Source organism: Dactylosporangium sp. CA-233914, assembly GCF_050942935.1.
Classification (GTDB): domain Bacteria; phylum Actinomycetota; class Actinomycetes; order Mycobacteriales; family Micromonosporaceae; genus Dactylosporangium.
Genome location: NZ_CP192030.1, coordinates 11,187,278 through 11,214,066 on the forward strand (window position 1 = coordinate 11,187,278; position 26,789 = coordinate 11,214,066).

Consider the following 26,789-nt stretch of genomic DNA (forward strand, 5'->3'; position numbering starts at 1 on the left):
CTCCCTAAAGCGACCTGGTGCGCCGGGGCCCCTCCGTGGGGCCCCGGTCGCCGATGTCAGGCCTGCGACTTCTCGATGTACGAAACGGCGTCGCCGACGGTCTTGAGGTTCGGCACCTCGTCATCCGGGATCTTCACGCCGAACTTCTCCTCGGCCGCCACGACGACCTCGACCATGGACAGCGAGTCGACATCCAGGTCGTCGGTGAACGACTTCTCCTCGGCGACGTCGTCGGGGTTGACCCCGGCGACCTCTTCGAGGATCTCGGCGAGACCTTCGGCGATCTCTTCGCGGGTGGACATAGAGCTTTCCTTCCTAGGGTTGACGCGCTCGTAGACAAAAGATGGATAGCCCGCTACGGGCAGTGGATGACTTGGCCCGCGTACGTCAGGCCGCCGCCGAACCCGAAGAGCAGCACGGGCGCACCGGAGGGGATCTCGCGCCGCTCGATGGCCTTGGACAGCGCCAGCGGGATGCTCGCGGCCGACGTGTTGCCCGACTCGACCAGGTCCTTGACGACGATCGCGTTGGGCAGGTCGAGGCGCTTGACGATCCCGTCGATGATCCGCGTGTTGGCCTGGTGGGCGACGAAGGCGGCGATCTCGGGACCCCGCACGCCGGCGCGGTCGAGGGCGGCCTGGGCGTAGGGGGCGATCGCGGTGGTGGCCCAGCGGAAGACCGCCTGACCCTCCTGCTTGATGTACGGACGCCATCCCTCGATCCGCAGCACGTCACCCTTCTCGGGCGCCGAGCCCCACACCACCGGCCCGATGCCCGGCTTCTCGCCCTCGGCCACGCCGGTCACCACGGCCGCGCCGGCGCCGTCGCCGAAGAGCACGGCGGTGGTGCGGTCGGTCCAGTCGGTGACGTCGGAGAGCTTCTCCGCCCCGATGACCAGGGCGTTGCGGGTGGCGCCGGCGCGGATCGCGTGGTCGGCGCTGGCCAGGCCGTAGCAGAAGCCGGAGCAGGCGGTGTTGAGGTCGTAGGCGGCCGGGGCGTTGATGCCCAGCTTGGCGGCCACCCGGGTCGCCACGTTCGGGCAGCGGTCGACCGAGCTGCAGGTGGCCACGATGACGGTGTCGATGTCGGCGGCCGTCAGCCCGGAGGCCGCGAGGGCCTTGCCGGCCGCGGCGATCGCCATGTCGGCGACGGTCTCGGACCCGGCCACGCGGCGTTCGGCGATGCCGACCCGGTCGCGGATCCACTCATCGTTGGTGTCGATGACTTTCGACAGGTCGTCGTTGGTGACAACCTGCGACGGCTGGTAGTGACCGAACGCGAGAATCCTCGAACCGGCGACAGGGACGACGGCCGGAGTCATAGTTGGCCTCCAATGCGAGCGAGGGGCTGGCCGGGAGCGACCGGGTCGTCGGGGTGGGCGAGCCACTCGGTGAGCACGCCGGCGCTGTGCGCGGCGACCGCGACCGGGCCCTGCCGGGTCTGTACGGCCCCGACGACCTGCCCGGCGCCGATCGGCGCGCCCTCGGCGAGGTCCGCGGCCGGGGTGAACGTGCCCGCCGCGGCGGCGACCACGACGCTGAACTGCGGGTGCGGCTCGTGGGTGGGGGCCGCGCCGTGCCGCGCGATCACGTCACGCGCCTTGGCCAGATCGTCGGGGGTGTTGACGGTGACGATCTCGATGCCCTTGATCGCCCGCTTGGCCAGGCCCGCCAGGGTGCCCGCCGGGGCCAGCTCGACGATCGCGGTGACGCCGAGGTCGGCGAGGGTCTGCATGCACAGGTCCCAGCGCACCGGGGCGGTGACCTGGCGCACGAGGCGCAGCAGCATGGTCGGGCCGTGGTCGACCGCGGTGCCGTCGAGGTTGGACAGCAGGATCTTGCCGGGGGTGCCGGCGGTGATCCCGGCCGCGACCCGCCCCAGGCCCTCCTCGGCGGGGGCCATGTACGGCGTGTGGAACGCCCCGGCCACCTGCAGCTTGATGATCTTCGCGCGGGCCGGCGGGTCGGCGGCGAACTTCTCCAGCCCGGGCAGCGACCCGGCCGCGACGATCTGCCCGGCCCCGTTGCGGTTGGCCGGATGGAGCCCGGCGTCGGCGATCTTCGCGACGACCTCGTCGGGCTCGCCACCCAGCACCGCGCTCATGCCGGTCGGCTCCAGCGCGCAGGCGGCGGCCATCTCGCGGCCGCGGACCCCGGCGAGGGTGACGGCGGCCTCGGGGCTCAGCACGCCGGCCAGGGCGGCGGCGGCCAGCTCGCCGACGCTGTGCCCGGCCACGACGGCGACGTCGTGCATCGGCAGGTGCTCGGCCGTCAGCAGCGCCGCCGCCACGAGCAGCGGCTGGGTCTTGGCGGTGTCCTTGATCTCCTCGGCGTCGGCCTCGGTGCCCAGGTGCACCAGATCAACCCCGGACAGGGCCGACCACCAGCGCAGACGCGCTTCAGCCCCGGGCCGGGCGAGCCACGGGGCCAGGAAACCGGGCTTCTGCGAGCCTTGGCCTGGAGCGAGTACGGCGAGCACGTCTATGACTGTTCCGGATTCGACACCGCCACGCGGGTACCGCGACACACCAAAGTGGACCACCTCGCTTGTAGGAACCCTACAAAAGATCGCGTGGTGTTGCGCCAACAGATCCACCCTGTTACCTGTGGCGATCTGCCGTCCGCGTCTCTGCAGGATAATTCGGATAGAAGTATTGCAAATCAGCCGGTCGCGACCGGCGGCGCCGTCGGGGCGAGCGGGTCGAGGCGGCCGATCGTCAGTGCGATCCGCAGCGTAAAGGCATCCCGCGGAACCAGCGGCGTGAAACCGGTCACCTCGCCGATGCGCCGCAGGCGATACCGCACCGTGTTCGGGTGCACGAACAGCCCCCGGGCGGCGCTCTCCAGCACCCCGCCCCCGGCGAAGAACGCGTCGAGGGTCTCCAGCAACTCCCCGCCGGCCCGCACGAGCGCGCCGTAGACCTCCTGGCGCAGGATCCGCCGGGCCTCCGCGTCGCCGGCCAGGGCCCGCTCGGGCAGCAGGTCGCCGGCGGCCACCGGGCGGGGCGCGGCCGGCCAGGCGGGCGCGGCGCGGTAGCCGGCCAGGGCCGCGCGGGCGGACTCGGTCGCCTCGTCCAGCGACGGCACGGCGGGCCCGACCACGACCGGCCCGTCCCCGAAGCCGACCAGCAGGCGCTCCGTCGCGGCCATCGGGTCGGCCGCCCCGCCGAGCACCACCACCAGGCGGTCGCCGTGCACGCCGCCGAGGATCTCCACGCCGATGCGGCGGGCGGCGCGGTACACCGTGTGCAGCACCGCCGCCGCCTCACCCCCCGGCGACCGGCCGACGGCCACCGCCACCGGCGGCGCGTCCGCCCAGCCCAGCGCGGCCGCCCGGCTGGCCAGCACGTCGGAGGAGTCCCCGCGCAGCAGGGCGTCGACCAGCAGGGCCTGCAGCCGGGCGTCCCACGCGCCGCGGGTCTCCGCCGCGCGGGCGTAGACGCGGGCGGCGCCGAAGGCGACCTCGCGGCTGTAGTACAGCACCGCCTCCCGGATGCCCTGCTCCTGCCCGGGCGCGGCCAGGTGCGGCAGCTGCTCCTCGACGACCTCGATCGTGACCCGGATCAGCTGGACGGTCTGGCCGAGGTTGATCGAGCGGGCGAGGGCCCGCGGCGCCGCGTCGAAGAACTCGTCGGAGTTGTCCGCCGGCGCCGGCCCGCCCTTGTCGCGGCTGCGCAGCCACTCCACCAGCGAGCGCACCCCGGCCTGGGCGACCAGCATGACCCAGGCCCGCTGGTCGGCCGGCAGCTCCCGGAACCACGGCAGCGTCTCGTCCATCCGCGCGACGCTGGCCGTGGCCAGGGCGCCCGCGGCCCGCTCGATCGAGCGGACGCTCGCCTCCAGGGAACCCGGCGACGGCGGGGGCTCCACGCCGCCCAGCACCTCCGGCAGCTCCGGGAGGTCGGGTTCCAGGTCGGTCACTCGCATAGCTTTGCACGCCCGGCGTCACCGGGCGGCCGCGAGCCACAGCCGCCCGTCGACGAGCCGGCGCCCCCAGGCCGTCAGCCGCCCCGGCCGATAGCCCGAGACGATGTCCAGATAGCCGTACTGCGGGCTGTTGCCGCTCCACGACCAGGCCACGTGCTGCCGGCAGTACGCCATGAGCGCGTGGCGGAACCCGGCGGCCCGCAGCCGCGCGATCGCCGTCGAGGCGACCCGCGCCACCCGCACCGCGTTCGCCCCGGCCGCGCGGATGTCGTCGAAGACCGACGCCGGGCCGGGGCCGAAGGCGTACCCGTGTTTGACCCCGGTCTCGGCCAGACGGCCACCGGCCACATGGATGCCGACGCGGGCCGGAGTGACGTACGACGCACCCAGCAATGCCAGCAGGAGCGCGGGGAACGCCGATCTGCCGAGGGCACTTGCGAGGGGTACCTGTTTGACCACGGGTGAGGCGCTACCCGGGCCCCTGCCATTCACCCGTCGTCCGAGGGTGATTCGGCCGCACGGGGATCGACCAGGCTCCCTGGCGCAAGGTAGCGTGGGGCGCACGCAGGGTGCGAAAAGGGAGTTCCGTGGAGTCCAAGGCAGCCGAGATCGCTGCTGAGCAGCAACACTTCGACCTCGCCCACAAGCACCGTGAACGGCTGCGCGCCGATTTGGGCGAGAACCCGGACGCCGCCGCGAACGCCGGTGCCGGCCGCTGGCTGTCGACCTTCCGCCGGGGCCGCCGCGAGTCGCTGGCCGGCCCCGAGCAGGAGGTCGCGATCGGCCGCGTCGATCTGCTCGAGGACGAGCGCTACTACATCGGCCGCGAGACGATCTTCGACGACCAGCGCAACGTGCTCGTGGTCAACTGGCAGTCCGACCTCGGCAAGCGCTACTACGAGGCCTCCCCGGACGACCCGCAGGGCCTGCGCCTCAAGCGGAGCTTCAGCTGCGAGGGCAACCGGATCCTCGACTTCGCCGATCTGGTCTTCGAGCAGCTGGTGGAGGCGATCGCGGCCCTCGACGGGCCCGACGCCGCCCTGCTCGGGGAGCTCGAGCGCGGGCGGACCGGCGCGATGCACGACATCGTGGCGACGATCCAGGCCGCGCAGTACCGCCTGATGCGCTTCCCCCTCGAACAGCTGCTGATCATCGAGGGCGGGCCCGGCACCGGCAAGACCGCGGTCGCCCTGCACCGTGTCTCCTGGCTGCTGTACAACGAGCACGAGCGCCTCCGGCCGCAGGACGTGCTGGTCGTGGGGCCGCATCCGGCGTTCACGCGATACATCCGCTCGGTCCTGCCGAGCCTCGGCGACGCCGACGTCGAGCAGGTCGACATCGACCAGCTCGGCCCGCCCGTGCAGCGGGGCCGCCAGGAGGACCCGGCCACCCGGCGGATCAAGGGTGAGGCCCGGATGGCCCGGCTGCTCGCGCACGCCCTGGAGACCCGCATCGGCAGCCCCGAGGCGGCCGAGCGGATGCTCTTCGACGGCCGTTTCCTCACCCTGACCGGCGCCGAGATCGCCGCCGAGATCGCCGCCGCCCGCCAGGCCGGTGGCCCCTACGCCCAGCGCCGCCAGTTCCTGCGCGCCCGCCTCGCCGAGCTGGTGCGGGCCCGCGGCGGCCCGCTCGAGGCCGAGCGCCTGGCCCCGGTCGAGAACCTGCTGGAGCGCCTGTGGCCGCTGCAGAGCGCCGCGGCCTTCCTACGCGGGTTGTTCGGCTCCCGGGCGCGTCTGTCCGCCGCCGGCGCCGGGGAGTTCAGCGACGAGGAGCTGGCGCTGCTGTATCGCCGCGGCGCCGACCGCCTCTCGGCGCAGGTCTGGAGCGCGGCCGACATCGCCCTGCTCGACGAGGTCGACGAGCTGATCAACGGCGTGACCGGCCGCTACCGCCACATCGTCGTCGACGAGGCCCAGGACCTCTCCCCGATGCAGCTGCGCGCCGTCGGCCGCCGCTCGGCGAACGGCTCGATGACCATCGTCGGCGACCTGGCCCAGTCCACGGGCGCGTGGGCCCGCGACTCGTGGGACGAGGTCACCGAGCACCTGCCGCAGACCCAGCAGCGGGTCCTCGCCGGCCTGCGCTACGGATACCGGGTCCCGCGGCAGGTGTACGAGTTCGCCGCCCGACTGCTGCCCCTGGCCGCGCCCGGCACCGAGCCCCTCACCGTGGTCCGCGACGGCCCCACCGACCCCGGCCAGCACGTCGTCGAGCCCGGCGAGCGGGCCGGCCGCGTGGCCCAGATCGCCCGCGACCACCTGGAGGCGCAGCGCTTCGTGGGCATCATCTGCCCGGCCGCCTGCCGCGCCGAGCTGGAGTTCGCCCTGCACGCCAACGACCTGCCGTGGGGCCGCGCCGACCAGGGCGAGCTGGAGCGGGCCATCAACCTGGTCTCCCCGCAGGAGGCCAAGGGCCTGGAGTTCGACGCGGTGATCGTCGTCGAGCCGGAGGAGATCGTCGCCGAGGACCCGCGCGGGCACCGCCTGCTGTTCGTGGCGCTGACCCGCACGATCCGCTACCTGGACATCGTGGCCAGCGGCGAGACCCTCCCCCTGAAACCGCCCGGCGACGTCACCAGCCGCATCCCGCGCCAGCGCACCGTGATCGAGCCCGACCCGGACCCGACGGTCGAGCTCTCCCTGCTGGACCGCCTGGCCGAGGACCTGACGGCGATGATCGCCGGCGGCGCACCCCAGCCCCTGTGGGACGAGGTGCTACAGCGCACGGCGGCGCTGCTGGACCAGCGTTCGGGCCGCAACCGTCCCAAGGGCCGCCACCACCGCTCGTGACAACCCGCCCCCAGGGCCGCCACCACCACTCGTGACAACCCCCTGCCAGGATCGCGCCCGACCGCGTGTCGCGCGCGGGCGCGACACGTGAAGCGACCTCGAAGCCCGATCGTCGCCCCTGGCCGGCGTCCTCGCGCCGCGGCCCGGCCGAGCATTGCGGGAACGGGCCTCGGTGGCGCCGCTCCGCTTAAATCACTACCACGCTAACATTCTGAGAAAAATTCACGTTTCCCGCCTGACCCTCAGCGATCACGCCGTCGCTATCAGCTCCGTGCGCAGCTCATGGGCGCCGTCCGCGCGCGTGGCCTCGTAGTAGATGCGGCCCGCGACCGCGCTCAGGTAGCGCAGGCCGTGCGGTGCGAACGGCGAACCGGTCGGGGGCTGCGATGCCGCCGTCAGGGGGCCGAACGTGCCGTCCGGCAGGCGTGCGGCCACCGCCGTGCCCGTGCGCTCCTCCCAGTTCTCCTCGGCGGTCGCGCGCCCGTCGTACGTGGCGCGCAGGCCGTCCGGCGTCGGCCACACGGCGCTGACCCGCACCCCGCGCGCGTCCCACGTGCCGGGGCGCGGCGCCAGGGCCACGCCGCGCCAGGTCCAGGCGATGCCGTCGGGGCTGGTGGCGTACCAGGTGCTCATCCGGTCCGCGTGCTCGTCCGACTCCAGCGGGTGCACCGACGCCCACAGGTGCCAGGTGGAGCCGTCGAAGTGCAGGACCGGATCCTTCACCCCGGTGCGGGAGTCGCCCGGCAGGACCGTCAGCGCCGGGGCATCGCCGAGCTTCTCCGGCTCGTCGGCCTCCAGCAGGTCGACCCGCCAGTGCTTGGTGCCCGGGGTGGCCACGCTGACGTACAGCCGCCAGCGACCCTCCGGGGTGACCGTCAGGGCCGGGCGCTCCAGGGACGCGCCGGCGAAACGATCCTTGTGGACCTCGGCGACCGGGGTGAAGGAGACACCGTCGCGGGAGCGGGCGATCACGTTGGCGTAGCCGCGGCCCTCGCCGATCGGGCGGCGCAGGCGGTACGCCAGATAGACCTCGTCACCGTGGCGCAGGGCGCTCGGCGCGCCCGCCCAGGTGCCCGGGCCGGTCGCGGGCGGCTCGACGACGACGTCGGCATCGTCCCAGCGCGGCAGCGTGAGCAAATCCGTTCCTCTCTGCGTACTAGCGGTAGTTGCTGGCGTGATCGAGGCTCAGCCAGTCGGCGTACGACTGCCCGGAGACCGCCTGCAGCAGCTCGATCTGTTCGGCGAAGCGCGGCAGCAGCGCGGCCCGCTGCTCGGGGGTCACCCGCGGCCGGCGACCGTGCTCGCGGTGCAGCAGCGCCAGCAGCGGCCGGCTGAAGGCCCGCCGCACCGGCACCGGGAACCGGTGACCGATCCTGCCACCGCGGCGCAGCAGGAGCCGCAGGCCCGCGTTCACCGGCGTGTCGGCGACGTAGCGGCGCACGTTCTCCGGCGGGATCTCGCCGACCTGGCCGGTGGCGACCCCGAGGAAGCCGCAGACCCGGTCGACGGTGCCGCCGGGGTCGTCGCGCAGGTCCCGGTATCGCAGCAGCAGCACCTGCTCGCGCGGGAAGTGCTCGTAGAGGTGGCGCAGCTGGGTGCCGTACATCCCCAGGCCGGTGTAGTGCCAGAAGGCCGCCCAGCCCTTGGCGCGGCGGACCGGCTCGAGCTCGACCGCGCGCAGGAAGTCCGCCTCGGACTCCAGGCCCGCGCCCCACAGGTGGGACCAGTTGGAGTGGGCGCGGTCGACGGGGTCGCGCAGGAGCAGGATCAGCTTCGCCCGCGGGATCAGCCGGGCGATCCGCTCGTGGGCGGTGAGGTCGTGCAGGTAGAACGGGGTCGCCTCGCCGCGCAGCGCGCCCGGGGGCGCCCCGGCGAACAGTGCCTCGTAGTCGCCGCGCCGCCAGACGTGCTCCTGGTAGGTCTGCACGTCGCCGGGGCCGCCGTGGCGCGGCGGCGGACCGTCGGTGAGGAAGAACTTCGGCTCCTTGACCGCGGACATGAACAGCTGCGGGTGGCGCGACAGCGCCGCGTGCAGCGCGGACGTGCCGGCCTTGGGCACCCCCGCGACCAGGAAGTCGGGCAGCATCCCGGAGCACCCTTTCTCTATCGAGAATATAGGAATTTCACCCTAGCCGGGCGACCCGGCGGCGACAAACGTCCGCCGTGAATGGCATGCTGCACCGATGAGCGTCGTCTCCGTGATCAACTACAAGGGCGGCGTCGGCAAGACCACCGTGACCGCGAACCTCGGCGCCGAGCTGGCCGCCCGGGGACGCAAGGTGCTGCTCATCGACCTGGATCCGCAGGCCAGCCTCACGTACTGCTTCTACCGCCCCGCCGACTTCACCGACCAGCCGACGATCCGGGCCTGGTTCGAGGCGTTCGTCGCCGCGCGGGCCGCGGACCCGCTGTTCCAGTACGTGCTCGCCCCGCTCGAGGTCAACGCGGTCGTGCAGCCGCTCGGCGGCAGCCTGCACCTGATCGCCTCGCAGCTGGGCCTCGTCGACGCCGACCTGGACCTGGCGGCCGGGCTCGGCGGCTCGCGGTTCCAGCGCAGCAGCCCGCGCTACCTGCAGGTGTACCGCCTGCTCGCCGACGCGCTCGCCGACCAGGCGTTCCGCAAGTACGACACGGTGCTCATCGACTGCCCGCCGAACTTCAACCTGGTCACCCGCACCGCGCTCGTCGCCAGCGACCACGTGATCGTCCCGGCCCGCCCGGACTACCTGTCCACCCTGGGCATCGACCTGCTGCGGACCCGGCTGTCGGCGCTGGTCGAGGAGTACAACTCGGTCGCGTCCGAGCCGATCAACCCGGAGATCATCGGGGTGGTGTACACCATGGTGCAGTACACCGGATCGGGCCCGCTGCAGACCCAGCAGACGTCGGTGCGGACCACGACGGAGATCGAGATGCCGGTCTTCCGCCAGACGATCCGCGACAACAAGTCGGCGATCACCGAGTCGGGCCTGCGCGCCGTGCCGGCCGTCCTGGCGCCGCCGGGCACGCCCGCGATCGAGAATCTACGATACGAGCTGCAGCAGCTGACCAGCGAGTTCCTGGCCAGAACGAGAACCTGAGGAGCACCGCACCGATGACCGATCCGGCCGACCTCGCCCACGAGGTTCTCCTGCGCGTGGCCGCCTTCGTCAAGGCCCTGTCCGCCGACCAGCTGGCCGACCTCGCCTCCGGCGCCGCGAAGCTGGAGCTGGTCCCGAAGGGCGGCCGCCCGGCCCGGGCCCCGCGCGCCGCGGCGGCCCCGGCGGCGCTGCCGCGCCCGGTGAGCGAGATCGAGACGATGCTCGCCGAGCTTTCGACCCGCCAGGCGGCGACGCAGTACCTCAACGACCTGAAGCTCACCGTCGCCCAGCTCAAGGAGCTGGCCAAGGTCCTCGGTGTCGCCGCCCCGGCCAAGGCCACGAAGGCCGCGCTGACGACGACGATCGTGGACGCGACGACCGGCCGCCGCCTGGACAGCCTGGCCCTGAGCCGTTAGCAGGCGCTCGCGGGCAGGCCCGGGACGGGGACCGGGGTGTGGCCGGGGGCCTTGGCCTTGCCCAGTAGGACATCGCTCAGGGCGGCCATCGACGCGCGCGACGACGAGTACGTGGCGACGAGGGTGCCCTTGGCGGAGCCGAGCACGTGGGGCGTGTCCAGCGCCACCGTCACCGCCGCCGTCGAGGACAGGTCGGCCGAGCCGCGGCCGTAGCTTATGAGGCGGATCTCGGAGCCGCCCTGGGTGACCACCTCGGCGCCGGCGGCCCGCAGGTTCTCCTCCAGCCAGCCGCGGGCGGTGTCGCCGCCGGCCGCGGTGACCCGGATCGGGCCGGTGACCAGGGCGCCGGAGCACTTGCCGCGCAGGATGGTGATCGCGGCCGCGGCCGCGTTGCGGGCGGCGGTCTTGCCGTCCGGGCCGTCCACGACGCCCGGGTCCGGCTTCGGCATCGCGGCCAGGCGCTGCTTCAGTGCCAGGATCCGCGTCACCGACTCGACCAGGCGGGGTTTGGTGATGCGGCCGGACTTGACCGCGTCGAGCAGGCCCTTGTACGCGGCCGCGAGGTTCGGCGGCATGAGCAGGATGTCGTTGCCGGCCAGGATCGCGCGCACGGCGGCCTCGCCCGGGCCCCACTGCTCGGCCGGGGCCATGTTCAGCGCGTCGGTGACGACCACGCCGGTGTAGTCCAGCTTCGTGCGCAGCAGGTCGACGAGGACCTTGCTGGAGAAGGAGGCCGGGGCGCCGGGGTCGATGGCCTTCACGTCGAGGTGGCCGGACATGACCAGGCCGACGCCGGCGTCGCGGGCGGCCAGGAACGGCGGCAGGTCGCCGGCCTGGAGGCTGTCGAGGTTCTGCGACAGCACCGGCAGGCTGCTGTGGCTGTCGGTGGTCGTGTGGCCGTGGCCCGGGAAGTGCTTGACGGTCGCGGCGACGCCGGCGGCCTGCAGGCCGCGCACGGCGGCGGCGACCTGCGCGGCGACCTTGTCCGGGTTGCTGCCGAAGGAGCGGGAGCCGATCGCGCCGCCGGGCTGGGCGCCCAGGACGTCGGCGTCGGGGGCGAAGTCGACGTTGACGCCGATCGCGGCGAGTTCGGTGCCGGCCGCCTTCCAGGCCGCCTCGGTGATCGCCGGGTCGCCGGCGGCGCCGAGGGCGAGGGCGGAGGGCAGCTGCACGATGCCCTCGCGCAGGCGGGTGACCTGGCCGTACTCCTGGTCGGTGCCGATCAGCAGCGGCAGCCGGCCGGGCTGGCTCAGGGCCGCCTGCTGCAGGCCGGCGGTGAGCTTCGCCACCTGGGCCGGGGACTCGACGTTGGTGGTCTTGTTGGTGCCGGCGGTGGGATCGTCGGCGCTGGAGGAGACGAGGATGATGCCGCCGAGGTGGTACTTCCTGACGATCTCGGCCGGCGTGGACGCCCCGGCGTAGTTGCGGTTGGCCGCGGCCGAGCCCGAGGAGACCTTGTCGGCGGCGTTGCCGTAGGCGTACGGCATCAGCAGCTGCCCGACGAGCTCCTCATCGGACAGGCGGGCGGCGAACTCGGCCGGGTCCTGCCCCGCGACCAGCGCCGAGACGGGGGCGCTGGTGCCCTCCTGCGCCGGCTTCGAGCCGTCGCCGGTGCAGCCGCCCGCCGCGAGGGCGAGGGCCGTCAGGGACAGCAGGAAGCGGCGCTTGGGACTCAGCACCGGCCAACTCAATCATGGCGGTGCAACCCGCGTCGCTCACCCGACCCGGGTGAGCAGGGTCATGGGGACGCCGTCAGCGGCGTGGCGGTACGGCTCCAGCTCCGCGTCCCACGGCGCGCCCAGCGCCTTCTCCAGGGTGTGCGCGAGCGTCTCGTAGCCGCGGGCGCCGGCCACGAGGACGCGCAGCCGGTCCTCGGACAGCACGATGTCGCCGTTGGCGCTGGTCGAGCCCCGGAACAGGCCACGGCCGGGCACGTGCATGAACCGCTCCCCGTCCACGCCGGGGCTCGGCTCCTCGGTGACCTCGAAGCGGATCATCGGCCACTGCCGGAGTGCGGCCGCGAGCTCGCCGCCCGTGCCGGTCGCGCCGGTCCACGAGCACTGCGCCCGCCGGGCCGAGGGCTCGACAGGCTGCACCGACCACTCGAGGCGGACCGGCGCGCCGAGGACGCGCGCGATCGCCCACTCGACGTGCGAGGACACGGCGAGCGGAGTCGAGTGAACGTATATGACGCCACGCGTGGGCACGTAAGACCTCCTGGAGACCGAGGTGCGTCTTCCCCTACGACCTCGTGCTCCGCGGGTCAGGCCAGGTGCGGCGGTGACTGTTGGGACCAATGATGACGATGTTGCTCGCGGTGCGCCAGAGAAACGGTCAGACCGCTTGAGACTGGCACTACCGCATTGTCCAACGGACTGATGGTGCATCAGGTAACTCATCTTTTTCGAGCACTCCGACGGGGTGTTACGATTTCTTGTCTTCCGTACGCAGCCTCGACAAGGAGTTCCCGCCGTGGCGAGCAACACCTCAAAGACCGCGCGGGCCTCAGTCCGCGCCGGTCAGGCCGGTGCATCCGGCGCCCTCAGCGTGCTGGGTGAGTTCAAGTACCTCATCCCGCTCAACAAGGGCAAGCACGTCTACGTGCGCAACCTGACCAACGGCAAGACCGTGCACCTCAGCACCAGCTCCGACGCGTTCGCCGAGGAGATCCGGGTGCTGGCCGCCGCCGGTCACGCCACGAAGATCCGCGCCGAGATCCAGGCCCTGGACGCGGCGACGCCGGAGCACGGCTGGGCCGCCACCGAGAAGCGCCTCGTCGACGCGGGCGTGTTCGAGGCCTGAGCCTCGGACGGAAACTTCGGGCGCCGCCGGGGTCACCCCGGCGGCGCCTGCGCGTTTCTGCGAAGTTGCGATATCAGAGTGTTACAAGGATGACAGGGGTAATCCCCGAAACTTCCGGGTAACAATTGACCATGGGTCCGGCCGTCACCTCATTCGTGAAGCTCGAAGACGGCGCCCGCGTGCACTGTGTGCTCCACCCCGCCGCACCGGCCGGCAAGGCCGGCGCCCGCCCGGTCACGGTAGTCCTCCTGCACGGTTGGACGCTGGACAATCGGCTCTGGCGGCAGCAGATCGCCGACCTGCACGAGCGTTTCGGCGCCCCCGTCCAGGTGCTCGCCTTCGACCTGCGCGGCCACGGGCTGTCCTCCGCCACCCACGGCCATGACGCCACCCTGGAGCGCCTCGGCGACGACCTCGCCGAGGTCATCGCGCAACTCGTCCCGCGCGGCCCGATCGTGCTGGTCGGGCACTCGCTCGGCGGGATGGCGATCATGGAGTACGCCCACCGCCACGCCGCCGCCTTCGCCCGCCGGGTCGTGGGGGTCGTGCTCGTCTCCACCTCCGCCGAGGGCTCGTCCCGCACCAGCTACGGCCTCAGCCCGCGCCTGGCCCGGGTCATGCGGGTGCTGGAGACCCAGGGCGCGGGCCTGCTCGCCCGCTCCGGCGCCTGGCGCCCGCACCGCCGCCTGATGCCGCTGTTAGCCCCGGGCGTGCGCTGGCTGGTCTTCGGCCACCGTGTCGACACCGCCTGGGTGGCGCTGACCGCCTCGATGGTCGGCAACGCGCCGCTGTGCGCGATCGGCGGCTTCCGGCCCTCCGTCGACCTGCACCACCGCGTCGACAGCCTGGCCGCGATGAGCGGGCTGCCGGTCGCGGTGCTGGTCGGCTCCCTGGACCGGCTCACCCCGCCGGTCTGCTCGCAGACGATCGCCCGCGAGCTGCCGGACGCCGAGCTGCGGGTGTGCGACGAGGCCGGGCACATGCTGCCGATCGAGCGTCCCGACGTGGTGACCGACGCGATCGTCTCCGTGCTGCGCCGCGCCGGGCGCAACCGCCGTCACGCCGTGAAGGTGACCGTGACGCCGTCCAGGGTCCGCACGAACCCCGCCCCGAGGGCCGCCGAGGGGGTGTGAACGCCCGGCGCGACCCGGCCCGCGCGGACGGCCTGCAGGGCGCGCAGGGAGGCGTCGGCGGTCAGGGTGTACGCGTTCGGCCCGCTCAGCGTCGCCGTGCGGGACTGCCCCGCGGCGTCGCGCACCTGTGCCCACACCTCGCAGCCGGCCCGCTCGCGGGTCGCCGCCGCCGGGCCGCCCCGGCGGACCAGGGCCCGGGCGGCCGCGCGCAGCGGTGGGAAGCGCATCAGCGGGGCCAGCGCGGCGCCGGGCGGCAGCGGCATGTACACCGTGATGTCGGCGATGCCGGTCGAGCGGTAGGCGGTGACCAGGTCGCCCCAGCGGGTCGCGCCGACCCGGCACGGGCCGGACGGGAACGGCACCGTGCGCGACGGGGAGCCGTAGGGCACCCGGACCAGCTCGCCGCCGATGCGCCGGGCGGCGCCGGCGCCCAGCTGCCCCAGGGCGGTTCGCGCGGTGCCGCGCGACAGGCCGCCCGGCGCGCGGAACGCCAGCTCCAGGGCGACCGCGCCGGGCAGCTCGGCGGCGAGCAGCGCGGCCAGGCAGTCGGTCGGCACGACGTCGAACCCGGCCCCGGTGATCATCGCGACGCCGGCGGCCCGGGCGGCCTCGTCGTGGGTGAACATCCGCTCGAGGACGTCCAGCTCGCCGGTGATGTCCAGGTAGTGGGCGCCGGCGGCCAGGCAGGCTGCGACGGCCGGCTCGGCGGTGGCGGCGAAGGGGCCGGCGCAGTTGACCATGGCGTCGGCGCCGGCCAGGAGGTCCGGCACCGGCGGGCCTACGCGATAGGGTAGGCCGAGCTCGGTCGCGAGGGCCCGGACCGGGGCCGGCGAGCGGCCGGCCAGGATCGGGCGCTCGCCGCGCCGCACCGCCAGCCGGGCCAGTAGCGACCCGCTGTAACCGTTCGCGCCATACAGCACCCAGCCCACGCTCAGCTACGGTATGAGACCCTTGCCCGAGGCGGAAGGGAAGTCTACGGGGGAGGGGAAGGTCCAGCCGTGCATCACATCGAGGTGTGGATGGGCACACTGTCCCCGATCTGGGTGTATGTCCTGGTCGGGACCGTGATCGGAATCGAGAGCATGGGCGTGCCGCTGCCCGGCGAGATCACGCTGGTGACCGCCTCCCTGCTCTCCGTGACCACGTCGGTGAACCCGTGGCTGGTCGCCGGGGCCGCCTCGGCCGGCGCGATCGCCGGCGACAGTGTCGGATACCTGATCGGCCGCCGCGGCGGGCGGGCCCTGCTGGAGCGGGTCGGGCGGCGCTTCCCGAAGCACTTCGGCCCCGAGCACCTGGCCAAGGCCGAGCGGGCGTTCCAGCGCTGGGGCGTCTGGGCGGTGTTCTTCGGCCGGTTCATCGCGCTGCTGCGCATCCTGGCCGGCCCGCTGGCGGGGGCGCTGCGGGTGCCGTATGCCAAGTTCCTCGCCGCCAACGCGCTGGGCGGGATAGTTTGGTCGTTCGGCACCGTGTTCGCGATCTACTCGCTGGGCCAGGTCGCCGAGAAGTGGCTGAAGGACTTCTCGTGGGTCGCCCTCGCCGCGGCCGTCGTCGCCGGGGCGGTCACCACGCTCTACCTGCGGCGCAAGGCGGCCGCCGAGGCCCGCGCGCTGAAGGCCGAGTCCGGCAAGGAGCCCGCGGCCACGCCGTGACCAGGGCGGCCCGGCGCGACCGCGACTCGCGAGTAGGCTTTCGGGGTTGTTTTTCGCCGGGCGGCAGGAGTAAAGCGTTGAGCGACGCGGTTCGCGACTCGGAGATCGCCGCCGAGCAGGCCTACCTCGACCGGGTCTATGTGCGCCTCGACCAGCTGCGGGTCTCCGCGGCCGAGGTCGAGAAGGCCGGGTACAACCTGGCCCGGGTCGGCAACTTCGGGGCGCTGGTCGAGCGCGACGCGATGGTCTACCACGCGGCGCGGCGCCGGCGGGCCCTGGAGAGCGAGCACGACGGGCTGGTCTTCGGCCGCCTCGACCTGGGTCCGGACGGGGTCTCCGGGGCCGACGCGGCCGCCGTGGCGCCGGCGGTGCCGGACGGCGAGGTGCGCTACATCGGGCGGCTGGGGCTGCGCGACGAGGCGTACGAGTCGCTGGTCGTCGACTGGCGGGCGCCCGCGGCGGCGCCGTTCTACCGGGCCACGCCCGCCGACCAGATGGGCGTCGTGCGGCGGCGCAGCATCCGCAGTACCGGTGAGAAGGTCGTCAGCATCGAGGACGACCTGCTGGATCCGGCCGCCGCGCCCCCGTCCATGGCCGTCGTCGGCGACGGGGCGCTGCTGGCGAACCTGTCGCGGGCCACCGGGCGCGGCATGAAGGACATCGTCGCGACCATCCAGCGCGAGCAGGACGACGCGATCCGCTCCCCCGCCTCCGGGATCACCATCGTGCGCGGCGGCCCCGGCACCGGCAAGACCGCCGTCGCGCTGCACCGGGCCGCCTATCTGCTCTACGCCGACCGCAACCGGTACGAGTCGGGCGGCGTGCTCGTCGTGGGCCCCTCGGACGTGTTCGTCGGCTACGTGTCCCGCGTCCTGCCTTCCCTCGGTGAGGACACCGCCGCGCTGCGCTCCCTCGGCCAGCTCGTCGAGGGCGTCCGGGCCACCCGGCACGAGCCGCCGCCGGTCGCGGCCGTGAAGGGTTCGCTGCGCATGCAGCGGGTGCTCGGCCGCGCCGCCCGCTCCCCCGCGCCGGGTTCTCCGGAGCGGATCCGGATGCTGTACCGCGGGGAGCTGCTCAGCCTCGACAAGCCCGCCCTGGACGAGCTGCGCCGCACCGTGCTGGGCCTGGGCGTGCGGCGCAACGCGGCCCGGGCCAAGGCCGCCGGTCACGTCCTGGACGCGCTGTGGCGCCAGAGCGTGCAGCTGCTGCCGGCGGGCCGGCAGCAGAAGCGCGAGGAGTTCGCCCCCGACATCGCCGAGCGCAGCGAGTTCATCCAGTTCATGCGCGGCTGGTGGCCGGTGGTCCGCCCGGCCGAGGTCCTGGCCTGGCTCGCCGACCGGCAGCGGCTGCAGCGCTGGGCGAACGGCGTGCTGAGCAATCGCGAGATCACGACGCTGGCCGAGTCCATCGACGCGGACTCGTTCTCGGTCGAGGACGTGGCGCTGCTGGACGAGCTGCACGAGCTGCTGGGCGACCCGCCGGTGCGCAAGCGGGCCCCGCGCGACCCGTTCCAGGTCGCCGAGGGGGTGCGGGAGGCCACGACGTACGCCGACCGCCTCGCCGCCGCCCGCGCCCAGGCGGTCGAGCGCCCGGACGACTACCGCGACTACGCGCACATCATCGTCGACGAGTCGCAGGACGTCTCGCCGATGCAGTGGCGCATGATCGGCCGCCGCGGCCCGCACGCCACGTGGACGATCGTCGGCGACCCGGCCCAGGCCGCGTGGGCCGACGCCGCGGAGTCCGAGCGCGCGATGGAGGCCGCGGTCGGCACCCGCCGCCGCTCGACCTTCACCCTCACCACGAACTACCGCAACTCGGCCGAGATCTTCGCGGTCGCCGCCCGGGTGATCCGCGCGGCCCAGCCGGACATCGAGCTGCCGGCCGCGGTGCGCTCCTCGGGCGTCGAGCCGGTCGAGATCGTCACCGACGACCTGCGCACGTCGGTGACCGAGGCGGCGAAGACGCTGCTGGACCAGGTCGAGGGCACGGTCGGCGTGATCACCCCGACGACCCGCCGCGCCGAGGTCGCCGGGTGGCTTTCCGATCTCGCCCCGCAGCGGCTGCAGACGGTGGGCGCCCTGGACTCCAAGGGCATGGAGTACGACGGCGTCCTGGTCGTGGAGCCGGCCGCCATCCGCGACGAGGCGGCGACCGGCTTCCGGACGCTCTACGTGGCCCTGTCCCGCGCGACCCAGCGCCTGACCACGGTCGGCACCCGGCCGTTCTGATCAGCCCTTGGCGGCGCCCAGGGTCAGGCCGGCGACGAACTGGCGTTGCAGCGCGAAGAAGACGATCAGCGTGGGCAGGGCGACGAGCAGGGAGCCGGCGGCCAGGAGGTTGTAGTCGGTGAAGAACTGGCCGCGCAGGTTGTTCAGCGCGCTGGTCACCGGCAGCTTGTCGCCGGTGGAGATCAGGACCAGGGCGTACAGGAAGTCGTTGTAGATCCAGGTGAACAGCAGGGTCGCCAGGGCGGCCAGGGCCGGGCGGCACAGCGGCAGCGTCACCTTCCAGTACTGCAGCCACACCCCCGCGCCGTCCACGACCGCGGCCTCGGTGATCTCCGCGGGCAGGGTACGCATGAAGTTCGACAGGACGAAGACGCAGAAACCGACCTGGAAGGCCACGTGGATGGCGATCAGGCCGGCGTAGGAGTCGTACAGCGTGCCGGAGGCGCTCACGAAGCCCGGGACCGGGATCTGCTTGTACAGCTCGTACAGCGGCGTGACCAGGACCTGGGGCGGCAGCAGGTTGCCGGCCGTGAAGACCACCAGCAGCAGCAGGGAGAAGCGGATGCGCAGGCGGGCGATGCAGAAGGCCACGAACGAGGCCAGGAACAGGGTGAGCAGGACGCCGGGGACGGCCACGACGAGCGAGTTCGTGAAGTACTTCGGCAGCTCCGCGGAGTCCCACACCTGCGCGTAGTAGTGCAGGGTGAGCTTGTCCGGCCACGAGAAGTACCCCTTGCGGGAGGTCTCGGCGTAGGGGCGCAGCGAGGCGTAGACGGCCAGGGCGAGCGGGGCGAGCCAGCCCAGCGCGACGACGAACAGGAAGACGTTGAGCAGCACGCGCGCCGGGCGCAGGGCGGAGGTCTTCATCGCTCCTCCCGCAGGATTCGGATCAGGTACGTGACGATGAAGCCCAGGGAGATCAGCAGCAGGATGACGGCGATCGCGGAGCCGAAGCCGATCCGGCTCGCCTCGCCGATGATGTTGTCGGTCACGAGCACGCTGAGCAGCTCCAGGCCGTTGCGGCCGCGGTTGATGGCGTAGACGATGTCGAACGCGCGCAGGCCCTCGATCACGGTGATGACCAGGACGATGATGTTGACCGGGCGCAGGGTGGGGAACGTGACGCGGAAGAACGTCTGGGCCTCGTTCGCCCCGTCCAGGGCCGCGGACTCCTTCAGCGCCGGGTCGACGGCCTTGAGGCCGGCCAGGTACAGGATCATCACGTAGCCGACGTGGCGCCAGCCGACCGCCACCAGGACCGCCCAGATGTTGATCGACGGGTCGCCGAGGAAGTCGACCGGGTTCGCGGTGCGGCCCAGGATGTTGTTCAGCGCGCCGTAGTCGCGGGAGTACACCAGCTGCGCGATGAAGCCGACGATCGCCAGCGACAGCACCACCGGCAGGTACAGCGCACTCTGGTAGAACCGCCCCAGGCGCAGGCGCTTGTCGAGCAGGACGGCGAAGAACAGGCCCAGCGGCGTGGCGAGCAGGCCGAGGAACGCCAGCCACAGCAGGTTGTGCTGGATCGCCGGCCAGAACGGCGGGTAGACGTTGACGATCGTGTCGTAGTTGCGCCCGCCGACCCACACCGGGTCGGTGACCCCGTTCCAGGACGTGAAGGACAGCCCGACCGAGGCGATCGTGGGACCCCAGATGAGCGCGAGGTCCAGCACGATCGCCAGGCCGAGCACGACCGCGATGACCGCGCGGTCGCCGAGGCTGAAGCGGCGGATCCTCACGACGTGAAGATGGTCTTCTTCTGGGCCTCGATGTTCTTCAGGAGGCCGTCGACGTCATTGGGGGAGTTGATGAAGGTCTGCAGGGCCGGGATCATCACCTGGGAGGCGAAGTCGGGGCGGGTGTCGCGGTCCAGGAACTGCGAGATGTGCTTGGCGCCGCTGATGAGCTCGGCGGACTTCTTCTGCAGCGCGCTGTAGCCGGACGTGTCGGCGGTCTTGCTGGCCGCCACGTTGGTCGGGTTGCTCTTGAGGTACGAAAGCTCCGCGGGGCCGGTCGCGAGGTACTTCAGCAGTTCCTTCGCCCCGGCGGCGTTCTTGGGCCGGGCCGCCATCATGAACCCGTCGATCGGGGCCTCGACCGAGTCCTGGCCGAACTCGGAGTTGATCTCCGGGAAGGCGAAGAAGTCGAGGTCGTCGAGGTCCGCGCCGGTGAACTGCTCGCCGACGAAGGTGCCGCAGACGTACATGCCGGACTGCTTGTTGAGCAGGGACTGGGCGGCCTCCTGCCAGGTGCGGCCGTTGGCGCCCGGCTGGTGGTAGGGCAGCAGCCCGCGCCAGGTGTCGAAGACGGTCTTGACCTTCGCGTCGGTCCAGGCCTGCTTGCCGGCCATGAGGTCGACGTGGAACTGGTAGCCGTTGATGCGCATGTTGAGGTAGTCGAAGGTGCCCATCGCCGGCCAGCCGTCCTTGTCGGCGAAGGCGACCGGGATCAGCCCGTCGGTCTTCATCTTCTCGCACAGCGTCTTGAACTCGCCCAGCTTCGTGGGCACGGTATAGCCCTTGGACTGCCAGACGCTCTTGCGGTAGAACACGCCCCACGGATAGTTGTAGAAGGGCAGGAAGTACTGCTTGCCGTCCTCGCCGGTCGAGGCCGCCTTGAGCGCGTCGGAGAAGTTGCCGCCGGCCTCGCTCCACACGTCGGAGATGTCCCCGGCCAGGCCCTGCTTGGCGAAGAACTGCATGCGGTAGCCGGCGAACCAGCAGAAGACGTCGTCGGGGTTGCCCTGCAGGTACCGGTTGATGTTCTCCTGGAACGAGTTGTGGTCGACGGTGTTGACCTTGACGTTCTTGCCGTTCGAGTACGCCGAGATGACGGCGGCCATGGCGGTCTTCGGCACGTTGTCGGAGTAGTTGGACCCGAAGGTGACCTCCGACGTGGCGCTGCCGCTGCCGCCGGAGTCGCCGCACGCGGCGAGCAGTGAGGCCGCCGCCACGCCTCCGAAGCCGGTCAGCGCGCCGCCCAGGACAGTACGACGGGAGAAGTTCATCGCTTCCTCCTCAGTAAGGCACAGAACCAAACGAGAACCTCCAGTACGGCGACAGTCCTCGGAAAAACGGACATTGTCAATGGATCACTTGCCTTGATCAGCTGTGATTTACGGAGATCAATGCAGTTTGTCCGGAAACTTTATTGACACATGTCGGTAACAGCGGGTCGCGACACGGACAGACCCACGGACAGACGTCTGTTCGAGTTTGTTGACTTCTGGTCGTCTAGGTTCGAAGCTGTACGCCATGCGAGCGGCCGACGACTTCGACCGAGCCAGCGGGGCGCACCGACGGGCTGGAGACGTAACGTCTGCGTTGGGATCCGTTGTGGGTCCGGTCACTCGCGCAGTCGTGCACACCCCCGCTGCGCCTGCGAAGGGAACAGCGTGATGCTCGCACAGCAACGGCAGGCGGCCATCCTCGATCTGGTCCGCCGCCACGGTGGCGTGCGCGTGAGCCAGCTGGTCCGCCAGTTCGGCGTCTCCGACATGACCATCCGGCGCGACCTCGAGGCGCTGGCCGAGCGGGGCCTGGTCGACAAGGTGCACGGCGGCGCGACGATCGCCGGGCCCGGCTCGACCGAGGAGCCCGGCTTCGACGCCAAGTCGGTGCGCCAGCGCAACGAGAAGGCGGCGATCGCCGAACGGGCCGCGAAGCTCATCGAGCCGCACACCGCCGTGGCGCTCTCCGCCGGCACCACCACCGCCGCCCTCGCCGCGCACCTCGTCGACGTCCCGGGACTGACCGTCGTCACCAACTCGATCCCGGTCGCCGACACCCTGTACCACGCCGGGCGCCCCGACCAGACGGTCGTGCTCACCGGCGGGATCCGCACCCCCTCCGACGCGCTGGCCGGCCCCGTGGCCGAGGCGGCGATCGGCTCCCTCAACGTCGACGTGCTGTTCCTCGGCGTGCACGGGATGAGCCCGCGCACCGGCTTCACCACGCCCAACCTCATGGAGGCCGGCACCAACCGGCTGCTGGTCGCGGCCGCGCGCCGGCTCGTGGTGCTGGCCGACCACACGAAGTGGGAAATGGTGGGGATAGCGACCATCACCCCGCTGGACGAGGCGGACATCCTCATCACCGACGTCGGGCTGGCCGCGGAGGCGCGCGTGCAGCTCGCCGAGCGCGTCGGAGAGCTCATCGTCGTCGATCCGAACGGCTAAGCCCAGGACCCTGGAGAACGAGTGAAGCGCACGGTCACCCACCTCGCCGACGGCCGGGAACTCATCTACTTCGATGAGCGCGACGACGCGTCCCGCGACGCCGTCGACCAACGGGATCTGCCGCCGCCCCCACCGGCGTCGGAGATGCGGCACGACCCCGTCCTCGACGAGTGGGTCGCGATCGCCGCGCACCGGCAGTCGCGCACCTTCCTCCCGCCGAGCGACCAGTGCCCCCTGTGCCCCTCCACGCCGCAGTGGCACAGCGAGATCCCGTCGCCCGAGTACGACGTCGTGGTCTTCGAGAACCGCTTCCCGTCCTTCAGCCACCGCGTCGGGCCCGCCCAGGGCGACATCCTGCCCGGCCTCGTGCCGACCCGCCCGGCCGCCGGCCGCTGCGAGGTCGTCTGCTTCACCTCCGACCACAACGCCTCGTTCGCCTCGCTGTCGCCCGCCCGCGTGCGCACGGTGCTGGAGGCGTGGGCCGACCGCACCGCCGACCTGTCCACCCGCGACGACGTCGAGCAGGTCTTCTGCTTCGAGAACCGCGGCGAGGAGATCGGTGTCACGCTCTTCCATCCGCACGGGCAGATCTACGCGTACCCCTTCGTGACCCCCCGCACCCGCCGCATGCTGCGCTCGGCCCGCGAGCACCGCGAGCGCAGCGCCGGGGCGAACAACCTCTTCGCCGATGTGCTGGCCACCGAGCGCGCCGCCGGGACCCGCATCGTGGCCGGCAACGAGCTGTGGACGGCGTTCGTGCCCGCGACGGCCCGCTGGCCCTTCGAGATCCACCTGTACCCCAACCGCCAGGTCGCCGACATCCCGGCGCTGAGCTGCGCCGAGCGCGACGCGTTCGGCCCGCTCTACCTGGAGGTCCTGCGCCGCCTGGACGGCCTGTTCGGCCTGGCCATGCCCTATATCGCCGCCTGGCACCAGGCCCCCGTGCGGGTCGCCCGGGACCTCGCCTACCTGCACCTGCAGCTGTTCAGCACGCGGCGGGCGCCGGGCAAGCTCAAGTACCTGGCCGGCTCCGAGTCGGCGATGGGCGTCTTCGTCAACGACGTGCGGCCCGAGCAGGCCGCCCAGATGCTGCGCGAGGTGGACCTGTGAGCACCGCCGGACAGCGGCTTCCCGAGGGCCCGTACGACGCCGTGTGGGCGAGCCCCGGGCGGGTGAACCTCATCGGCGAGCACACCGACTACAACGACGGATACGTGCTGCCCTTCGCCCTGCCCCACAGCACCGTCGTCGGCGGCCGGCGCCTGGACCGTCCTTCGTGGACGGTGTGGTCCGAGCAGACGGGCGAGACGGTGACCTTCGACGGCACGCAGAAGGTGGAGGGCTGGGCCGCCTACGTCGCCGGGGTCGTGTGGGCGCTGCGCGAGGCCGGACACGACGTCCCGGGCGCGGCCCTGGCCATCACCTCCGACGTGCCCTCCGGCGCCGGGCTGTCCAGCTCCGCGGCGATCGAGTGCGCGGTCCTGGCGGTGCTGCTGGACCTCGGCGGATTCGACGTGCCGATGGCGGTGCGGCCGCGGCTGGCGCAGCGGGCCGAGAACGAATACGTCGGGGCGCCGACCGGCATCATGGACCAGTCCGCCTCGACGCTGTGCCGGGCCGGGCACGCGCTGTTCCTGGACTGCCGGTCCCTGGCCACCGAGCAGGTCCCGTTCGACCTGGCCGCGCAGGGCCTGGCGATCCTCGTCGTGGACAGCCGGGCCCCGCACGCGCACGTCACCGGCGAGTACGCGGCCCGGCGGCGCGACTGCGAGGAGGCGGCGAAGATCCTCGACGTGCCGGCGCTGCGCGACGTGGAGCCCGACGGCCTGCAGGCGGCCCTGGCCCGCCTGGACGACGAGGTGATGCGCAAGCGGGTCCGCCACGTCGTCACCGAGGACCAGCGGGTGCTCGACACCGTGGCCGCGCTGCGGTCCGGGGATGCGCGAGCCGTCGGCCCGCTGATGACCGCCTCGCACTCCTCCATGCGCGAGGACTACGAGATCACCGTGCCCGAGGTGGATACGGCCGTGTCCGCCGCCCTGCGGGCCGGGGCGTACGGGGCGCGGATGACCGGCGGCGGCTTCGGCGGCTGCGTGCTCGCACTGGTCGACGCCGAGCGGTGCGCGGCGGTGGAGGCGGCGGTGCGGGAGGCGTTCGCCGAAGCCGGCTTCACGCCCCCCGACGCCTTCGTGGTCACCCCGGCGGAGGGGACTCACAAGATCGACTACGCTGGGTAGTGCGTTCGGAGATCAACTTGAATGGGTCTGGTAGCGTCAAGGCAGGAATGAGCGCGCCGCCTCAGCACACGAGACGTGCATCCGCCCAGTCGGCGTGGTCGAAGTCGATGCTTCCGGCGGAGCCCACGACGAGCCGCAGGTTCGCGCGCCCGGACACGTCGACGTCGACCGCCACCGGCGCGCCGGCCGTCACCGTCGGGCTGCTGTAGAGCGTCACCCCGTCGCCGAGCACGCTGAACGTCACCCCGGTGGAGCTCGTCCCCACCTCGGCGTCCAGCCCCGCGACGGCGGTGAAGCGGCTGCACGCGCCCCCGAGCGGCACGGTGACGTCGCCGGCGGCGTGGGCCCCGACGCCCTTCGGGTAGGAGACCCCGCCGACGGTGAGCACGCTGCCGTCGCCCGCAGCCTGCTCGCCGTTGGACATGTCCCGCTCGGCCGGGCCCCAGCCGTTGCTCGCCGTGCCCCAGGTGCGGTCGCTGACGGCCGACCCGGTGCCGGGAGTGCCGCACACCAGGGTCGGGCTCCCCCAGTCGGCGTGGTCGCTCGTGATGCCGTTCGTGCGGGCGTCCGTCACCCGCAGCTCCAGGGTCAGGTAGCCGCCCGTGGAGACCGTCAGGCGGGTCGGCGCCTGCCCGCCGGACTTCACCGGGCTGTACCCGAGCAGCCGCCCGTCGCCGTAGACCGCGAAGCGCACCGAGCCCGCCGTGCCCGTCTCGGCGTCGACGCCCACCTGCGCGGTGAACGTGCGGCAGGCGCGGCCGAGGTACACGTGGACGGCCCCGTCCGCGTGCGCGCCGATGCCCTTGGCGAACGTCGTCCCGCCGATGTTGAGCGTGCTGCCGTCGCCGGCCGCCTGCTCGCCGTTGGAGCGGTCGCGCTCAGCCGGGCCCCAGCCGTTGCTCGACGCCGCCCACGTCATGTCGCTGACCTGGTAGGTGCCGGCCGCCGGGGCCGCGGCCAGGGTGCCGGCCCGGGTGACGCGGAACATCGCCACGCCGTGCGCGGCGACCGACGCGCTCAGCGCGCCCGCCGTGGACGCGGTGGCGCCGGTCCAGAGGTTCTTCGTGGTGTACGAGCTCGAGCCGGCCAGGCCCAGCTCCGCCGCGGTCGTGGCGATCGTCGCCGGCGCCGCGCCGCGGTTGAACAGCACCACGGCGACCGAGCCGTCGCTCATCGGCTTGGCCCACACCTCCTGGTCGCCGACGTCGGCGATGCGCCGGCCCTGCGAGCCGCCCCAGTCGCGGTTGACGGCGATCACGTCGGCGTTGCGCAGGATGCCCAGCGTCGACGCGCTCACCGAGCGCAGGTCGTTGCCGAGCAGCAGCGGCGCCGACAGCAGCGACCACAGCGAGAAGTGGGCGACGTTCTCGTCCTGGGTCAGCGATCCGTTGCCGACCTCGAGCATGTCGGGGTCGTTGTAGTACCCCTTGCGCGCGAACGGCTCCAGCCCGGCCTGCTGGTCCAGGATCGAGGTGATGCTGCCCCAGCTGGCGTTGATGTCGTCGGTGGTGCGCCAGGAGCTGCCGCCGACGTTGGGCCCGAACACCCACGGCTGGTCGTTGCCCCAGTTGCACAGGCTGTACACGATCGGCCGCCCGCTCGCCTTGAGCGCGTCGCCCATGGCCTTGTACCGGTCGATCGCCGGCCGGCCCTGGTTGTTGCAGTTGTCGTACTTGAGCAGGTCCACGCCCCACGACGCCCACGTCTGCGCGTCGGTGACCTCGTGGTCGAGGCTCGCCGGCAGGCCCTGGCAGGTGGCGGTGCCGGCCGAGGAGTAGATGCCGAGCTTCAGGCCGCGGGCGTGCACGTAGTCGGCCAGCGCCGCGATCCCGCCCGGGAAGCGCACGGGGTCGGGCTGCAGGCGGCCCTGGGCGTCGCGGGTGCCCGCCATCCAGCAGTCGTCGATGTCGACGTACGTGTAGCCGGAGTCGCGCAGGCCGGTGCTGACCATGGCGTCGGCGGTCGCCTTGATCAGGTTCTCGTCGATGTCACAGCCGAAGCGGTTCCAGCTGTTCCACCCCATGACCGGGGCGGTGAGCGGTCCCGGTTGGGGTGTCGCGGCCGCCGCGGCGGGCGACACGGCTGTCACCACGAGCGGGACGGCGGCGCACACGGCCAACCCAAGGGCCGTGGCGGCGGCGGTCAGGGCGCGCTTGAGCGCCCCGGGAGATCGGATCATCACAACTCCCAGGCGATACGAGATCGAAGATGTTGGATTTCGTTGTACGCCTGCCGACGCAATCACACAAGGTCGTTCATCGATGTCGATCCGGCATCGCCCAGGTCTCGGACATGTGACAGTTGGTGTTTGGTTTTGGGTGGCTGGGTGGAAAGTCTTGACAGAAAAAG

Annotated in this window: 24 protein-coding genes; 10 read left to right on the plus strand and 14 right to left on the minus strand. The window is 72.4% G+C overall.

The features are described 5' to 3' along the window. Nucleotides 1-56 precede the first annotated feature (56 nt). The 5 genes from ACQPY0_RS49750 to ACQPY0_RS49770 all read right to left on the minus strand — a co-directional run bounded on the left by ACQPY0_RS49750 (nucleotide 57) and on the right by ACQPY0_RS49770 (nucleotide 4,385). Nucleotides 57-302: an acyl carrier protein gene (locus ACQPY0_RS49750; protein WP_223097536.1), complete on the minus strand. Its 246-nt coding sequence runs from the start codon at nucleotides 300-302 to the stop codon at nucleotides 57-59. Nucleotides 303-355: 53 nt separating this feature from the next. Further along, nucleotides 356-1,321, minus strand: coding sequence for a beta-ketoacyl-ACP synthase III (locus ACQPY0_RS49755; protein ID WP_432977824.1), 966 nt, complete (start codon nucleotides 1,319-1,321; stop codon nucleotides 356-358). Further along, entirely contained in the window at nucleotides 1,318-2,478 is a 1,161-nt protein-coding gene (locus ACQPY0_RS49760; protein ID WP_432977827.1) for an acyltransferase domain-containing protein, read from the minus strand. The genes ACQPY0_RS49755 and ACQPY0_RS49760 overlap by 4 nt, the downstream gene beginning before the upstream one ends. Before the next feature lie 182 nt (nucleotides 2,479-2,660). Next, nucleotides 2,661-3,869: a PucR family transcriptional regulator gene (locus ACQPY0_RS49765; RefSeq protein WP_432995730.1), complete on the minus strand. Its 1,209-nt coding sequence runs from the start codon at nucleotides 3,867-3,869 to the stop codon at nucleotides 2,661-2,663. Nucleotides 3,870-3,944: 75 nt separating this feature from the next. Beyond that, nucleotides 3,945-4,385: a hypothetical protein gene (locus ACQPY0_RS49770; RefSeq protein ID WP_432977830.1), complete on the minus strand. Its 441-nt coding sequence runs from the start codon at nucleotides 4,383-4,385 to the stop codon at nucleotides 3,945-3,947. 128 nt (nucleotides 4,386-4,513) lie between these two features. On the opposite strand from ACQPY0_RS49770, the gene ACQPY0_RS49775 reads away from it, so the two are divergent. Further along, nucleotides 4,514-6,715, plus strand: coding sequence for a HelD family protein (locus tag ACQPY0_RS49775; RefSeq protein WP_432977833.1), 2,202 nt, complete (start codon nucleotides 4,514-4,516; stop codon nucleotides 6,713-6,715). A gap of 249 nt (nucleotides 6,716-6,964) precedes the next feature. On the opposite strand, the gene ACQPY0_RS49780 is transcribed toward ACQPY0_RS49775, so the two are convergent. Next, complete coding sequence (locus ACQPY0_RS49780) at nucleotides 6,965-7,852, minus strand: hypothetical protein (protein WP_432977836.1); 888 nt, start codon at nucleotides 7,850-7,852, stop codon at nucleotides 6,965-6,967. 19 nt (nucleotides 7,853-7,871) lie between these two features. Beyond that, complete coding sequence (locus ACQPY0_RS49785) at nucleotides 7,872-8,801, minus strand: sulfotransferase family protein (protein WP_432977839.1); 930 nt, start codon at nucleotides 8,799-8,801, stop codon at nucleotides 7,872-7,874. 97 nt (nucleotides 8,802-8,898) lie between these two features. Between ACQPY0_RS49785 and ACQPY0_RS49790 the strand changes: the two genes are divergently transcribed. Both ACQPY0_RS49790 and ACQPY0_RS49795 read left to right on the plus strand, forming a co-directional pair. Beyond that, on the plus strand, nucleotides 8,899-9,795 hold the full coding sequence (locus ACQPY0_RS49790; RefSeq protein ID WP_432977842.1) for a ParA family protein: 897 nt from the start codon (nucleotides 8,899-8,901) through the stop codon (nucleotides 9,793-9,795). A gap of 14 nt (nucleotides 9,796-9,809) precedes the next feature. Beyond that, entirely contained in the window at nucleotides 9,810-10,211 is a 402-nt protein-coding gene (locus ACQPY0_RS49795; RefSeq protein ID WP_432977845.1) for a hypothetical protein, read from the plus strand. On the opposite strand, the gene ACQPY0_RS49800 is transcribed toward ACQPY0_RS49795, so the two are convergent. Continuing rightward, nucleotides 10,208-11,890, minus strand: coding sequence for a glycoside hydrolase family 3 N-terminal domain-containing protein (locus ACQPY0_RS49800; protein ID WP_432977848.1), 1,683 nt, complete (start codon nucleotides 11,888-11,890; stop codon nucleotides 10,208-10,210). The two genes, ACQPY0_RS49795 and ACQPY0_RS49800, sit on opposite strands and share 4 nt — an antisense overlap. Nucleotides 11,891-11,926: 36 nt before the next feature. Beyond that, nucleotides 11,927-12,418: a DUF3145 domain-containing protein gene (locus ACQPY0_RS49805; RefSeq protein ID WP_432977851.1), complete on the minus strand. Its 492-nt coding sequence runs from the start codon at nucleotides 12,416-12,418 to the stop codon at nucleotides 11,927-11,929. 265 nt (nucleotides 12,419-12,683) lie between these two features. Here ACQPY0_RS49805 and ACQPY0_RS49810 point away from each other — a divergent pair, with 265 nt between their 5' ends. Next, entirely contained in the window at nucleotides 12,684-13,013 is a 330-nt protein-coding gene (locus tag ACQPY0_RS49810; protein WP_432977854.1) for a hypothetical protein, read from the plus strand. A gap of 131 nt (nucleotides 13,014-13,144) precedes the next feature. Beyond that, nucleotides 13,145-14,146 (plus strand): alpha/beta fold hydrolase, encoded by a 1,002-nt coding sequence (locus ACQPY0_RS49815; RefSeq protein WP_432977857.1) that lies wholly within the window; start codon nucleotides 13,145-13,147, stop codon nucleotides 14,144-14,146. On the opposite strand, the gene ACQPY0_RS49820 is transcribed toward ACQPY0_RS49815, so the two are convergent. Beyond that, nucleotides 14,071-15,075 (minus strand): saccharopine dehydrogenase family protein, encoded by a 1,005-nt coding sequence (locus ACQPY0_RS49820; RefSeq protein ID WP_432977860.1) that lies wholly within the window; start codon nucleotides 15,073-15,075, stop codon nucleotides 14,071-14,073. The genes ACQPY0_RS49815 and ACQPY0_RS49820 overlap by 76 nt on opposite strands. A 69-nt stretch (nucleotides 15,076-15,144) precedes the next feature. Here ACQPY0_RS49820 and ACQPY0_RS49825 point away from each other — a divergent pair, with 69 nt between their 5' ends. Both ACQPY0_RS49825 and ACQPY0_RS49830 read left to right on the plus strand, forming a co-directional pair. Continuing rightward, the gene (locus tag ACQPY0_RS49825) at nucleotides 15,145-15,795 is read left to right on the plus strand and encodes a DedA family protein (RefSeq protein WP_432977863.1); all 651 of its coding nucleotides are present in this window, start codon (nucleotides 15,145-15,147) and stop codon (nucleotides 15,793-15,795) included. A 77-nt stretch (nucleotides 15,796-15,872) separates the two neighbouring features. Then, nucleotides 15,873-18,026 (plus strand): HelD family protein, encoded by a 2,154-nt coding sequence (locus ACQPY0_RS49830; RefSeq protein WP_432977866.1) that lies wholly within the window; start codon nucleotides 15,873-15,875, stop codon nucleotides 18,024-18,026. Here ACQPY0_RS49830 and ACQPY0_RS49835 read toward each other — a convergent pair whose 3' ends face one another. From ACQPY0_RS49835 to ACQPY0_RS49845, 3 genes are read right to left on the minus strand one after another with little or no spacing between them, the layout of a single operon-like run. Then, the gene (locus ACQPY0_RS49835; RefSeq protein ID WP_432977869.1) at nucleotides 18,027-18,893 is read right to left on the minus strand and encodes a carbohydrate ABC transporter permease; all 867 of its coding nucleotides are present in this window, start codon (nucleotides 18,891-18,893) and stop codon (nucleotides 18,027-18,029) included. After that, a complete protein-coding gene (locus tag ACQPY0_RS49840) occupies nucleotides 18,890-19,765 on the minus strand; it encodes a carbohydrate ABC transporter permease (protein WP_432977872.1) in 876 nt (291 codons plus the stop codon). The genes ACQPY0_RS49835 and ACQPY0_RS49840 overlap by 4 nt, the downstream gene beginning before the upstream one ends. Next, nucleotides 19,762-21,033 (minus strand): ABC transporter substrate-binding protein, encoded by a 1,272-nt coding sequence (locus ACQPY0_RS49845; RefSeq protein WP_432977875.1) that lies wholly within the window; start codon nucleotides 21,031-21,033, stop codon nucleotides 19,762-19,764. The genes ACQPY0_RS49840 and ACQPY0_RS49845 overlap by 4 nt, the downstream gene beginning before the upstream one ends. A 390-nt stretch (nucleotides 21,034-21,423) precedes the next feature. Here ACQPY0_RS49845 and ACQPY0_RS49850 point away from each other — a divergent pair, with 390 nt between their 5' ends. Genes ACQPY0_RS49850 through galK form a run of 3 tightly spaced genes read left to right on the plus strand, consistent with a single transcriptional unit; the run spans nucleotide 21,424 to nucleotide 24,440 of the window. Further along, nucleotides 21,424-22,203 carry a DeoR/GlpR family DNA-binding transcription regulator gene (locus ACQPY0_RS49850; protein WP_432977878.1) on the plus strand — a complete coding sequence of 260 codons (780 nt, stop codon included), beginning with the start codon at nucleotides 21,424-21,426 and terminating at the stop codon, nucleotides 22,201-22,203. A 21-nt stretch (nucleotides 22,204-22,224) separates the two neighbouring features. Next, nucleotides 22,225-23,313 (plus strand): galactose-1-phosphate uridylyltransferase, encoded by a 1,089-nt coding sequence (gene galT / locus ACQPY0_RS49855; protein ID WP_432977881.1) that lies wholly within the window; start codon nucleotides 22,225-22,227, stop codon nucleotides 23,311-23,313. After that, on the plus strand, nucleotides 23,310-24,440 hold the full coding sequence (gene galK / locus ACQPY0_RS49860) for a galactokinase (protein ID WP_432977884.1): 1,131 nt from the start codon (nucleotides 23,310-23,312) through the stop codon (nucleotides 24,438-24,440). The genes galT and galK overlap by 4 nt, the downstream gene beginning before the upstream one ends. 61 nt (nucleotides 24,441-24,501) lie before the next feature. Here the strand turns inward: galK and ACQPY0_RS49865 are convergent, their stop codons facing one another. After that, complete coding sequence (locus ACQPY0_RS49865) at nucleotides 24,502-26,619, minus strand: NPCBM/NEW2 domain-containing protein (protein ID WP_432977887.1); 2,118 nt, start codon at nucleotides 26,617-26,619, stop codon at nucleotides 24,502-24,504. Nucleotides 26,620-26,789: the final 170 nt, after the last annotated feature.

Bases quoted from the DNA above. Each gene is read 5' to 3' on its own strand.
- ACQPY0_RS49845 (WP_432977875.1), bottom strand. From the start codon at position 21,033: ATGAACTTCTCCCGTCGTACTGTCCTGGGCGGCGCGCTGACCGGCTTC.
- ACQPY0_RS49785 (WP_432977839.1), bottom strand. From the start codon at position 8,801: ATGCTGCCCGACTTCCTGGTCGCGGGGGTGCCCAAGGCCGGCACGTCC.
- ACQPY0_RS49850 (WP_432977878.1), top strand. From the start codon at position 21,424: ATGCTCGCACAGCAACGGCAGGCGGCCATCCTCGATCTGGTCCGCCGC.
- ACQPY0_RS49755 (WP_432977824.1), bottom strand. From the start codon at position 1,321: ATGACTCCGGCCGTCGTCCCTGTCGCCGGTTCGAGGATTCTCGCGTTC.
- ACQPY0_RS49790 (WP_432977842.1), top strand. From the start codon at position 8,899: ATGAGCGTCGTCTCCGTGATCAACTACAAGGGCGGCGTCGGCAAGACC.
- ACQPY0_RS49835 (WP_432977869.1), bottom strand. From the start codon at position 18,893: ATGAAGACCTCCGCCCTGCGCCCGGCGCGCGTGCTGCTCAACGTCTTC.
- ACQPY0_RS49795 (WP_432977845.1), top strand. From the start codon at position 9,810: ATGACCGATCCGGCCGACCTCGCCCACGAGGTTCTCCTGCGCGTGGCC.
- ACQPY0_RS49750 (WP_223097536.1), bottom strand. From the start codon at position 302: ATGTCCACCCGCGAAGAGATCGCCGAAGGTCTCGCCGAGATCCTCGAA.
- ACQPY0_RS49865 (WP_432977887.1), bottom strand. From the start codon at position 26,619: ATGATCCGATCTCCCGGGGCGCTCAAGCGCGCCCTGACCGCCGCCGCC.
- ACQPY0_RS49815 (WP_432977857.1), top strand. From the start codon at position 13,145: ATGGGTCCGGCCGTCACCTCATTCGTGAAGCTCGAAGACGGCGCCCGC.